Origin of the sequence: Metabacillus niabensis (genome assembly GCF_902829255.1) — a bacterium.
Taxonomy (GTDB): domain Bacteria; phylum Bacillota; class Bacilli; order Bacillales; family Bacillaceae; genus Metabacillus; species Metabacillus niabensis.
The window spans coordinates 85238-98696 of sequence record NZ_CADEPK010000353.1 but is presented as its reverse complement, the minus strand read 5'-3'; the positions used below and the strand labels follow the sequence as shown (position 1 = coordinate 98696).

Genomic DNA, 13459 nt, shown 5'->3' with positions numbered 1-13459 from the left:
GACCATTCTTCACACCTTCGTCATTCCTTTGAGAGGCTTTCGATGGCAGCATCTAGAAATTTAACTTTTGACCAAGCAGTTCCACCTTGTGCTAACGGATCAACGACATTTACGAAAACATGATCATTTTTTGCGGCCTCAATACTTTGGAAAATTGGATTTTCCATTAATTCATCAAGTGCAGTTGGATTTTCACTGTTTTCACTTGTCTCAAATTGTAAAAAGATATAATCTGGATTGACCTCTGCTAAAGCCTCTAATGAAATTTCTGCCTGTGCCTTTGTGTTGCTAATAACCTCTGGAATTTGCGCACCTAAATCTTCATATAGTACTGGATTTAAATAAACATTTGCAGGATAAACGTTCATAATACCTTGGCGTACACGAATAATAAGGATTTGCTTATCCTTTATTGAGCCTTCTATTTTTTCCTTTGCCTCAGCTGCCTTTTTTTCATAATCAGCAATGATGCTATCAGCCTCAGATTCCTTTCCAGAAAGCTGTCCTAATAGCTTTAAATTGTCTTTCCAATTTGATGAAATATGAGAATAAGGGATCATCGTTTGAATTTTATTTAATTGAGTTACAACTTCCTCCTGAAACTTTGATGAGCCGATAATGACGTCTGGTTTTAATGCAAGGATAGCCTCGTTATTTGGAGCGAATTTATCACCGATTAACTCTGCACCTTCTAATTCATTTGCTAGATATGTAGGAATTTCGTTGGCAATCGCTAGTACACCGACTGGTTTCACCCCTAAAATTGCTGCATCCTCCATTGATTCAAGGCTAGCAGTGACAATATTATTAACCTCCGCTGGTAGCGTATAATTTTCTCCTAAGTAGGAAATAGTCTGTTCAGTAGCTTGACCTTCTTTTGTTTCCTTTTCTGTTGTTACATCCTCCTTTGCTGTCGCAGGAGTGGTCTCCTTGTTATCACTACATGCTGATAAGCTAATTGCTAGTAATGCCGCTCCACCTAAAAGCCAATATTTTTTCCCTTTCATTTTTATCCTCCGTCGTATAAAGATTTTATTTTTTTTGATTGTTTAGTTCCAACTAGTTGGTCGGTAATTTATATGAGAAGTAATTCTCTAAGTGATATCGATAATCATTATCAATGATAACCTATTGGAAAAACTTACACAATATGAAATTATGAAATGCTTATTAAGGAAATTATTTAGAGTAGCAGATTGATAGGAAATAAGGCTGATGATTGATGAAACCTTTTTCCCCTATTTGCGTATTAATTACTAGTACTAATAGGAGGGATCTCCATGTTCACAGAAATAAATGAAAGGCTAGTTGAAATACGAGGGGATTTACGGAAGAAAGAGAAGTATGAGCTCCAACTAGCAGATTATTATAAGGAAGCAGAACTACTTGATGAACGATTATCAGAGCTTAGAATCCAATTTAAGGCAGAGAAGGTAGATGTTGAGAAGCTAGAAGGCTTTAGCTTAACGAACTTATTTGCAACATTATCTGGGTCGAAGCATGATAAATTATCAAAGGAAAAACAGGATTTGCTTGCTGCCCAGCATAAGCTTGAAGAGGCGGCAAAATCGAAAATGGAAATTGAAGAAGCAATACAGAAGCTCAAGCAAAAGCTATTCCATTTAAAAAATACGGAATACGAATATCAGCAGTTATTGCTGCAAAAAGAAACTCTTATTAAAGCGAGTTCGTTGTCTTATGCGAATGATGTGTTTGAATTAAGTGAAAAGGAAGGTAATTTAAAAGCATACATAGCAGAGCTTGAAGAAGCAAAAATCGCTGGAGAGCGGGTTAAGCATTCTCTTAAACAAGCAATTACATCGCTGGAAAACGCAGAAAATTGGGGAGCTTTAGACATGTTCGGCGGGGGGACAATATCAGGATTTGTAAAGCATCAGCATATTGATCAAGCTGAAAAGGATTTACATGAAGCTCAAACAAGAATGCGCCAATTCCAAAAGGAACTATTAGATGTCAAAGAAGCTGTTCAAGTGGAAGTAAATATATCTGAGATGCTAAAGTTCGCTGATTTCTTCTTTGATGGATTTATCACTGATTATATGGTTCAAGGGAAGATTACTGAATCACTAAAACAAACAAGAGAGCATTATGAAAAAGTAAATCAAATTTTAATAAAGTTATCGAACCAAATTGACCAAAAGGAAAGTGAATTAAAGAATATTCAATTAGAAAAGAACGAGATGATAATCAGTTTATAAGATAAATACATCTAAACAGAATGACGTAAATTTCTTGCCGTTACGATAAAGTGTTTTTAGTGAAATAGCCTATCTACAAATGGGTATTTTTGTCATCTACTATATAGAGCATAATGGAGTGGAGTTGAGTATGATGACAAGAAAACTTGAAAAATTTGTTGATATGCTTCCTAAAATGTCAGTAGCTACTCCTCTTAAGAAGGATAATCATACAGCATATTATGAAGTGACGATGGAGGAGTTTACACAAAAGCTGCATAGAGATTTAGAAGAAACTAAACTATGGGGGTATAATCGTCAGTTCCCAGGCCCGTTGTTCGATGTTAAACAAGGGGAGCCTGTTGATGTGAAATGGATAAATCAGCTTCCAGATAACCATTTCCTTCCGGTCGATCATTCTATTTTTCATGACGGGCATGATGCGGAAGTTCGAACGGTGACACATTTACATGGCATGGAGACGGAGCCGGATAGTGACGGCTATCCAGAAGCTTGGTTTACAAAGGACTTTCAACATGTAGGTCCGTTTTTCAAAAGGGAGATTTATCATTATCCAAATCATCAGCGTGGAGCTACGTTATGGTACCATGATCATGCTATGGGGATGACTAGGCTTAACGTCTATGCAGGTCTTGTTGGGATGTATATTTTACGTGATAAAAGGGAGGAAAGCTTGAAGCTTCCAAAAGGGGAGTATGAAATTCCTCTCATTCTATTAGATCGTTCCTTTCATGATGATGGGTCTTTGCTTTATCCTAACCAGCCTGATAATGCCTCGGAAAATCTGCCAAATCCATCGATTGTTCCGTTTTTTCAAGGTGATACGCTTTTAGTAAATGGCAAGGTATGGCCTTATCTTGAGGTTGAACCCCGTTTATACCGATTCCGCCTATTGAATGCATCGAATGGCCGTTCCTATCAATTATACCTTGATTCAGGCCAATCCTTTTTTCAAATTGGTACAGATGGAGGGTTATTGCGTAAGCCAGTGAAGCTTGATAGGTTCACACTAGAGCCAGCGGAACGAGCAGATTTACTAATTGATTTTTCAAATTATGCTGGTGAAGAGATTATTTTGAAAAATGATTTAGGTCCAAATCCAGATCCTGAGGATGAAACATTTGATGTGATGAAATTTAAAGTTAGCCTACCTCTTTCAGAAGAGGGTACTAACAACATTCCAAAGCGTTTATCTTACATCCCTTCACTTAAGGGAAATCGAATTACTGCACATCGGAATTTAAAGTTAACTGGAACAACGGATGAATATGGTCGTCCACTTCCATTGCTTAACGGGAAAAAATGGGCGGATCCAGTTACAGAGAAGCCAGGTTTAGGTACGACAGAAATATGGTCATTTATTAATATCATGGGCTTTACTCATCCAATACATCTCCATTTAATTCAATTTCAAATTTTAGATCGGAGACCATTTGATTTGGCGCATTATAATGAGACTGGAGAAATCAAATATACAGGGCCAGCTCGACCTCCGGAACTTAATGAACGGGGATATAAGGATACAGTTGCTGCACATTCTGGTGAAGTAACTCGTGTTATTGTCCGTTTTGCTCCTTATTCAGGTCAATATGTGTGGCATTGCCACGTTCTTGAGCATGAGGATTATGATATGATGCGGCCATATCTTATAATCGATTAATTGTTCCGACTAGCAAATATAAGAAGAAAAGCTCTTATGAAGCTTAAACACTTCATAAGAGCTTTTTTTATCAATCTTCTTATTGCCAGTTTGTATGGAAAACACCTTCACGATCAATTCTCTCATAAGTATGAGCGCCGAAGTAATCGCGTTGAGCCTGAAGCAGACTAGCATTTGAGCGACCATTGCGATAGCTATCATAGTAAGTAAGTGAGGAGCTAAAGCATGGGAACGAGATACCAGACAGAACTCCATCGCTAACAACCTTACGTAATCCCATTTGGTATTCCTTAACCTTTTCAGCAAAGAATGGAGCAAGAAGTAAATTCGATAAATTTTCTTGCTTACTGAATGATTGGCTAATAACATTCAAAAAGTCTGCACGAATGATACATCCACCACGGAAGATAAGAGCGATATCCTTTAATGGTAAATTCCAGTTATAAAGGTCAGAGCTCATTTTATATTGGGCAAAGCCTTGAGTGTAGGCACAAACTTTTCCCATGTATAATGCTTGGCGAATATATTCAATCCACTGCTCCTTATCAAGCTCTTGTAGCTCTAGTTCTGGACCTGCTAAAACGTCCTCTGCTTGAACACGTTCTTCTTTTAACGAGGATATATAGCGGGCGAATAATGATTCAGTAATGATGGAAGATGGAATTCCATTATCAATCGCCTGCATGCTTGTCCATTTTCCTGTACCCTTTTGACCAGTTTTATCAAGGATGACATCAATTAATGGAAGGCCTGTTAATTCGTCCTTTTTTCTTAAAATTTCAGCTGTAATTTCGATTAAATAGCTTTTAAGCTCACCTTTATTCCATGTTTCAAAAATCTCAGCAATTTCATCAACCTGTAAATGTAGTCTGTTTCGTAAAAATGTGTATGCTTCAGCAATTAATTGCATATCAGCATATTCAATTCCGTTATGTACCATTTTTACAAAATGACCGGCACCCTTTGGACCGATATAAACACAGCAAGGATCTCCATCAACTTGTGCAGCGATTTTTGTTAAAATAGGTGCTACTTTATCGTAAACGTCTTTATCTCCGCCAGGCATAATCGAAGGGCCAGTTAATGCACCGACCTCACCACCGGAAATTCCGATGCCTAAATAGCCGATTCCTTTTGCTTTTAATTCATCATAGCGACGCTCAGTATCTTTATAGTGGGAGTTACCGCCATCCATAATGACATCGCCTTCCTCAAGGAACGGAACGACAGAGCTAATAACAGAATCAATTGCTTTTCCAGCAGTAACCATGACAAAGATTTTACGTGGAACCTCTAAAGATTGAACAAAATCTTGAACTTCATAATATGGATGAAGTGCTTGTGCCTCACTTTTTTCCATGAGCTTGTCTGTTAAATCTCTCGTGTAATTATAGACAGCAACCTTTTCACCATGATTCGCCATATTTAGTGCGATATTACTTCCCATAACTCCTAGACCGATAACACCAATTGTATTTCCCATTTTATGACTCCCTTTCTCTCAGATGAATAGGCAGTAAACCCTCATATAAAAAATGGGGTTTACTGCCTTACCTATAAGTAGTATGGACTTATACAAATAAACTTAGTAATAAAGTAAATCCTAATCCTGCTACAGCAATGATTGTTTCTAGTAATGTCCATGTGGCAAATGTTTCTTTCATGCTTAATCCGAAGTATTCCTTAAACATCCAGAAGCCCGCATCATTTACATGTGATGCAATGACACTACCAGCTCCTGTTGCCAGAACAACTAAAGCAAGATTCACGTCAGATTGACCTAACATTGGAATAACAAGTCCTGCAGTTGTTAATGCTGCAACGGTTGCTGAACCTAATGAAATACGAAGGATTGCAGCAATTAACCATGCAAGCAAGATTGGTGATAAATTTGTTGTGCTAAATAGCTCTGCAACATAGTCACCAACACCGCCATCAATTAACACTTGTTTGAAGGCACCGCCACCACCAATAATTAATAACATCATTCCGATATGTGTAATTGCGGTTGTACAAGATTCCATTACTGTTTTGATTGGAATTTTTCTTGCTAAGCCCATTGTATAAACAGCAACTAATAATGAGATTAGCATAGATGTGGAAGCATCTCCAATAAAACGTATTGCAGCAAGTAAACTATTATCCTCAAAGCCCATTGTTTTTTGAAGTAAATTAATAATTGTTGCAATTGACATTAAGATAACCGGAAGCATTGCTGTAAATACACTAATACCAAATCCAGGTGTTTCTTCTAATTTAAATGTTTTTTGTTCACCTAAAGATGCAATACTACCTGTTTTTGTGAAAGAGTTTGGAACGAGCTTTTTCGCAATTTTTGTAAATACTGGACCTGCTAAAATGACAGTAGGAACAGCAACAATAAAGCCGTAAAGTAATACCTCACCAAGGTTTGCTCCATATTCACCAGCAATTACGGTTGGACCTGGGTGTGGTGGTAAAAATCCGTGTGTGACTGACAATGCTGCTGCCATCGGAATTCCGAGGAACAAGACTGAAACCTTTAATTCTTTCGAGATTGCAAAAACAATTGGAATTAATAATACTAGTCCTACTTCAAAGAATAAGGCAACACCAATAATGAATGAAGCTACTACGACAGCCCATTGAATATTTTTTTCACCGAATTTATTAACAAGGGTCATCGCAATTCGTTGTGCACCACCAGCGTCAGCAATTAATCTTCCGAGCATCGCGCCAAGTCCGAAGATTAATGCTAAATGTCCGAGTGTTCCGCCTAATCCAGCCTCTATCGTTTTAACGATTTGATCAAGTGGCATTCCAAGCGCTAAAGCAACACCGAAGGAAACAATGATTAATGAAATAAACGTATTTAGTTTCAATCCCATAATTAAAATGAGTAATGCTACGATTCCGATAGCTACGATAACTAATGGCATGATAAATCCTCCTATTGTCTATTCTAGTTGAGTAAACTTCTTTGATAATTCGCAATGCGCGTATAATCTTCTGTTAATACTCTTGATAAATTAATGAAAATTGGCATCAATTCTCGGTATTCCTTTGCAGCCTCTTCCTGTGAAGAGTGCTTGTAAGTGCTGCCAATCATTTCTGAAACGATTTCAAAATTGTCAATCTTTCCAGTTGCATAAAGCCCTAAAATACAAGCACCAAGACATGAGCTTTCAAAGCTTTCAGGTACGACAACTTCAGATTCAAAAATATCGGCCATCATTTGGCGCCACACCTCTGATCTTGCGAAGCCTCCTGTTGCTTGAATCCGTGTTACAGGACCGTCCATACATTCTGTTAAGGCAAGAAACACAGTGTATAAATTGTAAATGACACCTTCTAAGGCAGCTCGAATCATATGCTCCTTTTTATGTGACATCGTTAATCCGAAAAATGAACCGCGGACATCTGGATTCCATAATGGGGCACGTTCACCGGCAAGGTATGGGTGAAATAGCAGCCCATCTGAGCCTGGTCTAACTCTCTCGGCGATTTTTGTTAATACCTCATATGGGTCAATACCTAATCTTTTCGCTGTTTCCACCTCAGAGGATGCAAGCTCATCTCGTATCCAGCGAAGCACCATTCCACCATTGTTAACAGGTCCACCGATGACCCAATGGTTTTCAGTTAAGGCGTAACAAAAAATTCGTTCTTTATCATCTGTCTGCGGCTTATCAATAATTGTTCGAATCGCTCCGCTCGTTCCAATCGTAATGGCCACTTCACCTTTTCGAATTGCATTTACACCAAGGTTTGATAAAACACCGTCACTTGCACCAATAACAAATGGTGTTTCAGGGTCTATTCCGATTTGCTTTGCTAACTCAGGTTTGCAGTTGCTAAAGATTTTTGTAGTTGGTACGAGCTCAGATAATTTATCGCTTGTGATTCCCGCAATACTTAATGCTTCTTCATCCCAATCTAACGTTTTCAAATTCATCATTCCCATAGCAGATGCAAGGGAATAATCAACAACATATTGGTCAAAGAACTTGAAGAAAATATATTCCTTAATTCCGATATACTTTTTCACCTTGTTAGCGATTTCACGTCGGTCATTCTCAATCCAAGTAATTTTCGTTAAAGGTGACATTGGATGAATTGGTGTACCAGTTCGCTTATACACTTGATGACCGTTTAACTCATCCTTGATTTTATGTGCCCATGCTTCACTCCGATTATCAGCCCATGTAATACATGGTGTGAGCGGCTTATCATCCTGACCAATTGCAATCAAACTGTGCATGGCACTACTGAAAGAAACAAAGCCAATCTTTTTCTCAGAATGATTTTTCGTGATCGATGTAATCGCTTGTAAAACAGCTTGAAAAATTTCATTTGGATTTTGTTCTGCTGTCGAAATATCCGGGGTATGAAGCGGGTAACCGATATTTTCATTTGCAATAACTTTACCCTCTTCAGTAAATAAAACAGCTTTTGTACTTGTCGTACCAATATCAATACCTAACATATAGCTAGTCATTATTTTGTTCGACTCCTTTGGAATACATTTGTTGTGACATCCATAGGTCTTCAACTTTTCCTTGAACATCATCAAAGTTTTCATGTAAAGATTTAATCATGAGGTCTCGATTTCGAGTTTTAATCGCTTCCAAATAGAGCTCATGATTATTAATAATTCTTGTAAAATCCTCATACTTCTCTTTGAAACGAGTTCGCATTGAAATGAGAATAAAGCCTTCCATAACTGGCTTTAAATTGTCCCAAATCATAAGGATGTATGAGTGGTTAACTGAGCGAATAATCGTTTCGTGAAACAGGACATCCTGATAGGAAAATTCGTCAGCATCGTGATATTTAATGGCAACCTTCATCATTTCTAATATTTTACTAAGCTCGATAACGAGCTCTGTTGTGTCAATTTTGACAAGTCGTTCAAATACAAATGTTTCAATAAGTAAGCGAACATCATAAATTTCTTCAATTTCCTTTTCGGTTAGACCAATAACCACTGCACCCATTCTTTCTAAACGAATGATATTTTCAGAGGCAAGTATTTTTAGCGCATCCCGAATAGGAGACCTACTCACCGCAAAATCAGCAGCTAATTTATTTTCAGATAGAACGGTACCGCTTTCAATTAAGCCAGAAATAATTCGCATTCTTAGCTCATATGCAACACGGTCACCGGCGGAAGCCTTTGCAAGCCATTTTGAAGGATAAAGTAATTCCTTTGATTCTGACATGTATTTCACCTGCTTATTATTCAAGTATACTTGTATACAAGTATTATATCTAAAATAATTCTCATTGCAAGCGTTTTACAAAAGGTTTTTTCTGGGTAAAAATGCCATAATTAGAAAGGAGGGGTTGAAATCCTTTGTTTAATAGGATTTTAGACGTATAAGTTTAAGGTTAATAGATAGGAAGAATTTAGTGAGAATCGATTGACTAATTAGTTAAAATGGTTTAAAGTTCATATATAAACAGTTCGGTATGGAACAATTTGAAAATGGAAGATGGTGATAATGATGGAAAAGGAAACTTCAGAATTACCTCGAGCAATCGAGCTTTTGCAATCCTTTTATCATGTTCAAAAAAACATTATGCGATATGTCCAAAAAGCTGCTGTCGAGAGTGGATTAACCGTCCCACAGTATACAATTTTGACGACGGTTGCCCAATACGCGAAAATGTCACAAAAAAAGGTAGGAGAAGTAACCTTTTTTCCGAAAAGTACATTAAGTCAAGCTGTTGATGGACTCGTTCGTGCGAATTACTTAAGCCGAGCGCAGATGGAAGGGAATCGCCGTGAAATACAGTTAATGATCACAGATGAGGGTGTGGAGTTTTTAAAATCAGTTCATAATCGTGAGGATGGGTTGTTTAAGATTTTTCAATCTGCAATCCAAACTTTATCTGAGAAGCAGTATGAAGGTCTTCTTGAAGCACATCGTCAACTAGCTGATTTTTTGGAAAGGCAAGGTAATGAAAAGGGGGGAAACTGAAATTGTTCAAATTATTAAAGAAGTTAACAGCCTATAAATGGATGATTTTAGCTGTATTAGGTTTGATCTTTTTACAATCGATGGCTGAGTTATATTTACCAACACTTATGGCCGATATTGTTGATAAAGGAGTTGTATCAGGGGATACGGCATACATTTGGAAAATCGGTGGTTTGATGCTTGGTGTTTCAGCGATTGGTGCGTTGGCATCAGTCGTTGCAAGCTATTATTCGTCCCGTGCAGCAATGGGATTTGGTAGAGATGTTCGAAAAAAGGTTTTTTATCATGTCGAGAATTTTTCTTTACAGGAATTTGATGAGGTTGGTACAGCTTCACTCATTACACGGACGACAAATGATATTACCCAAGTTCAGCAGGTCGTCATCATGATGCTGCGTATGGTCGTTAGCGCTCCAATTATGTTAATTGGGGGCATCATTATGGCGGTATCAAAGGATCCGAAGCTTTCTCTAATTGTACTTGTTACAATGCCAGTTTTAATTGGTGCGATACTTTTGATATTCAAGATCGGGATGCCGCTGTTTCAGCTTGTACAAAAGCGACTCGATCAATTGAATCTTGTTTTTAGAGAAAATTTAACAGGGATTCGCGTAATTCGTGCATTTAATAAGGAAACGCAAGAAAAGCAACGTCTTAAGCGGGCAAATCGAGATTTAACAGATGTTTCGATCAAGGTGAATAAAGTAATGGCGTTTATGATGCCTGTAATGATGCTTGTGATGAATTTAACAGTTGTTGCTATCATTTGGTTTGGTGGAATTCGCATCGATAACGGTGCAATGCAAATTGGTGATTTGATGGCATTTATCCAATATGTGATGCAAATTATGTTTGCGCTTGTTATGGCATCGATGATGTTTGTCATGATTCCGAGAGCTGCTGTATCAGCGAAGCGAATTAATGATGTTCTTGAAATGAAGCCATCCTTCCAAGATAATGGAACATCGCATGCAAATAAGAAGCAAGGTACGCTTGAATTTGAAAACGTGTCATTCAGTTATCCAGGAGCGGAGGAGCCTGCATTATCGAACATTAGCTTTACTGCTGAGCAAGGTGAGGTGACTGCTATTATCGGTGGTACGGGTTCAGGAAAATCGACGCTAGTTAATCTAGTTCCTCGATTTTATGAGGTATCAAGTGGTGTTATTCGTGTCAATGGTGTTGATATTCGCGATGCCTCTCAAGCAGAAATCCGTTCAAAGATTGGCTTTGTCCCACAAAAAGCCGTGATATTTACAGGGACGATTGCAGATAATATCCGGTTCGGGAAAGAGGATGCAACAGAGAATGAGATTATTCATGCAGCAAAAATTGCTCAAGCTGATGATTTCATTCAAAAAATGCCTGATGGCTATCATTCTGAAATTGAACAAGGTGGCTCGAATTTATCTGGAGGGCAAAAGCAAAGACTATCGATTGCAAGAGCTCTTGTCCGTAAACCGGATATTTATATCTTTGATGATAGCTTCTCTGCGCTAGACTTTAAAACAGATGCAAAGCTGCGAGCTGCATTGAAGGATGAGATACGTGATGCGACGATGCTATTAGTTGCTCAGCGTGTAAGTACAGTTGTTGATGCAGATCGAATTATTGTTTTAGATAATGGGAAAATTGCAGGAATGGGAACACATCAAGAGCTGCTAGAAACAAATGATGTTTACCGAGAGATTGTAGAGTCCCAGCTGTCAGAGGAGGAGATTGCATGAGTAAGCATAAAAAGCCTCAAGGCGGACATCCTGGTCATGGTCCAGGTGGTGGCATGATGGTGATGGGACAAAAGCCGAAAAATTTCAAAGGGACACTTGGTCGGCTTCTAACCTATCTAAAGCCTAGAAGAAATCAATTAATTGCAGTATTTATCGCGGCAATTTTAAGTACGGTCTTTACGATTGTTGGTCCGAAAATCATGGGTGACGCGATTACCTTACTGTTTGAAGGAGCCTATGCGAAGTTTCAGGGAGTTTCAGGAGCGGCAATTGATTTTCCAGAGATTGGGCGGATTTTGTTATTTTTAGCTGGATTATATGTGTTTAGTAGTTTATTTACTTATGTTCAACAATATATTATGTCTAGTGTTGCTCAGAAAACAGTATATGATTTACGGGAAGATGTGAATGAAAAGCTTGAAAGATTGCCGTTGAAGTATTTTGATGGACGAACAAATGGTGAAATTCTTAGCCGGGTAACAAATGATATCGATACAATCGGTAGCACGCTTCAGCAAAGCTTAACACAATTTATAACGTCGATTGTTACGATTGTTGGGATTATCATTATGATGCTTACAATCAGTCCATTGTTAACATTAATTACTGTTATTACATTGCCAATCTCACTCTTTGTGATTGGACCAATTCTTAAACGGTCGCAAAAGCATTTTTCTGATCAGCAACGGACACTTGGTGAGCTAAATGGTCATATTGAAGAAATGTATACCGGTCATCAGGTTGTTAAAGCGTTTGGCTATGAGAAAAAAGCAGGGGCTAAATTTGATGCCGTTAACGAAGAATTATATGAAGCGGGAAGCAAAGCACAATTTGTTTCAGGGATTATCATGCCGCTCATGTTTTTTATCGGAAATCTCAGCTATGTTGTTATTAGTGTTGTAGGTGGGATTTTAGTTACCCAACGTGCGATTACAATCGGGGATATTCAGGCATTTATTACGTATTCAAAGCAGTTTACCCAACCGCTTACGCAAACGGCAAACATTGCAAATATTGTTCAAGCAACAGTTGCAGCTGCTGAACGTGTCTTTGAGCTTTTAGATGAAGAGGAAGAAGTGAAGGAAGTTACAACAGCAACTCTTACAAATGCAAAAGGTGAGGTTGATTTTGAGCATGTTGATTTTGGTTATGGTGATGATTTATTAATTACCGATATGAATCTTCATGTATCACCTGGTCAAACGGTTGCAATTGTTGGGCCAACTGGTGCTGGGAAAACGACAATGATTAATTTATTGATGCGCTTCTATGAGGTGAACAACGGAAAAATTAAAATTGATGGAATTGATACGAGGGAAATTTCGCGAAGTGAGTTGAGAAAAAGCTTCGGGATGGTTCTTCAGGATACTTGGCTCTTTAATGGAACGATTAAAGAGAATTTAGCTTATGGCAAGGAAGGGGCAACAGATGAGGAAATATTTGAGGCAGCACGAATTGCTCATGCCGACCATTTTATTAGAACATTGCCTGATGGCTATGACACGGTCTTAAATGAAGAGGCATCGAATATTTCCCAAGGTCAAAAACAATTATTAACGATTGCCAGAGCTGTTTTAGCTAACCCGCCAATGATGATTTTAGATGAGGCGACATCAAGTGTTGATACTCGAACAGAGATTTTTATTCAGCAAGCTATGAATCGTTTGTTGGAAGGAAGAACGAGCTTTGTCATCGCTCATCGTCTTTCAACAATCCGAGATGCTGACCTAATTCTCGTTATGAACCAAGGAAAGGTTATTGAACAAGGATCACATGAAGAGTTATTAGAGAAAAAAGGCTTTTATGCTGACCTATACAATAGCCAATTTTCCGAGCAACAAGTGGCAGGTTAAGAAGGAGATATTAGGGACAGTCCCCACTGGGGACTGT

The 13459-nt window shown here is 38.2% G+C and carries 10 protein-coding genes; 5 read left to right on the top strand and 5 right to left on the bottom strand.

All coding sequences use genetic code 11. The features are described 5' to 3' along the window. Nucleotides 1-20: 20 nt before the first annotated feature. Nucleotides 21-1007, bottom strand: coding sequence for an ABC transporter substrate-binding protein (locus HU235_RS20330; RefSeq protein ID WP_174881394.1), 987 nt, complete (start codon nucleotides 1005-1007; stop codon nucleotides 21-23). 273 nt (nucleotides 1008-1280) lie between these two features. Here HU235_RS20330 and HU235_RS20325 point away from each other — a divergent pair, with 273 nt between their 5' ends. Then, entirely contained in the window at nucleotides 1281-2219 is a 939-nt protein-coding gene (locus HU235_RS20325) for an AAA family ATPase (protein ID WP_095299376.1), read from the top strand. A 133-nt stretch (nucleotides 2220-2352) separates the two neighbouring features. After that, nucleotides 2353-3879, top strand: coding sequence for a multicopper oxidase family protein (locus tag HU235_RS20320; RefSeq protein WP_174881393.1), 1527 nt, complete (start codon nucleotides 2353-2355; stop codon nucleotides 3877-3879). Between the two features lie 79 nt (nucleotides 3880-3958). Here the strand turns inward: HU235_RS20320 and gnd are convergent, their stop codons facing one another. From gnd to HU235_RS20300, 4 genes are all read right to left on the bottom strand, one after another. Then, nucleotides 3959-5362, bottom strand: a complete 1404-nt coding sequence (gnd, locus tag HU235_RS20315; RefSeq protein WP_095299380.1) for a decarboxylating NADP(+)-dependent phosphogluconate dehydrogenase — start codon at nucleotides 5360-5362, stop codon at nucleotides 3959-3961. A gap of 88 nt (nucleotides 5363-5450) precedes the next feature. Continuing rightward, nucleotides 5451-6797 (bottom strand): GntP family permease, encoded by a 1347-nt coding sequence (locus HU235_RS20310; protein ID WP_095299382.1) that lies wholly within the window; start codon nucleotides 6795-6797, stop codon nucleotides 5451-5453. Between the two features lie 23 nt (nucleotides 6798-6820). Then, on the bottom strand, nucleotides 6821-8356 hold the full coding sequence (gene gntK / locus HU235_RS20305) for a gluconokinase (protein WP_174881392.1): 1536 nt from the start codon (nucleotides 8354-8356) through the stop codon (nucleotides 6821-6823). Continuing rightward, nucleotides 8349-9080, bottom strand: a complete 732-nt coding sequence (locus HU235_RS20300; protein WP_174881391.1) for a GntR family transcriptional regulator — start codon at nucleotides 9078-9080, stop codon at nucleotides 8349-8351. The genes gntK and HU235_RS20300 overlap by 8 nt, the downstream gene beginning before the upstream one ends. 285 nt (nucleotides 9081-9365) lie before the next feature. Between HU235_RS20300 and HU235_RS20295 the strand changes: the two genes are divergently transcribed. Genes HU235_RS20295 through HU235_RS20285 form a run of 3 tightly spaced genes read left to right on the top strand, consistent with a single transcriptional unit; the run spans nucleotide 9366 to nucleotide 13422 of the window. Next, nucleotides 9366-9842, top strand: coding sequence for a MarR family winged helix-turn-helix transcriptional regulator (locus HU235_RS20295; protein WP_174881390.1), 477 nt, complete (start codon nucleotides 9366-9368; stop codon nucleotides 9840-9842). A 2-nt stretch (nucleotides 9843-9844) separates the two neighbouring features. Beyond that, entirely contained in the window at nucleotides 9845-11569 is a 1725-nt protein-coding gene (locus HU235_RS20290; protein ID WP_174881389.1) for an ABC transporter ATP-binding protein, read from the top strand. Beyond that, on the top strand, nucleotides 11566-13422 hold the full coding sequence (locus HU235_RS20285) for an ABC transporter ATP-binding protein (protein WP_174881388.1): 1857 nt from the start codon (nucleotides 11566-11568) through the stop codon (nucleotides 13420-13422). Before HU235_RS20290 ends, HU235_RS20285 begins: the two co-directional genes overlap by 4 nt. Nucleotides 13423-13459: the final 37 nt, after the last annotated feature.

Coding starts and splice junctions, on each gene's coding strand:
- HU235_RS20330 (WP_174881394.1), bottom strand. CDS start 1,007: ATGAAAGGGAAAAAATATTGGCTTTTAGGTGGAGCGGCATTACTAGCA.
- HU235_RS20325 (WP_095299376.1), top strand. CDS start 1,281: ATGTTCACAGAAATAAATGAAAGGCTAGTTGAAATACGAGGGGATTTA.
- HU235_RS20320 (WP_174881393.1), top strand. CDS start 2,353: ATGACAAGAAAACTTGAAAAATTTGTTGATATGCTTCCTAAAATGTCA.
- gnd (WP_095299380.1), bottom strand. CDS start 5,362: ATGGGAAATACAATTGGTGTTATCGGTCTAGGAGTTATGGGAAGTAAT.
- HU235_RS20310 (WP_095299382.1), bottom strand. CDS start 6,797: ATGCCATTAGTTATCGTAGCTATCGGAATCGTAGCATTACTCATTTTA.
- gntK (WP_174881392.1), bottom strand. CDS start 8,356: ATGACTAGCTATATGTTAGGTATTGATATTGGTACGACAAGTACAAAA.
- HU235_RS20300 (WP_174881391.1), bottom strand. CDS start 9,080: ATGTCAGAATCAAAGGAATTACTTTATCCTTCAAAATGGCTTGCAAAG.
- HU235_RS20295 (WP_174881390.1), top strand. CDS start 9,366: ATGGAAAAGGAAACTTCAGAATTACCTCGAGCAATCGAGCTTTTGCAA.
- HU235_RS20285 (WP_174881388.1), top strand. CDS start 11,566: ATGAGTAAGCATAAAAAGCCTCAAGGCGGACATCCTGGTCATGGTCCA.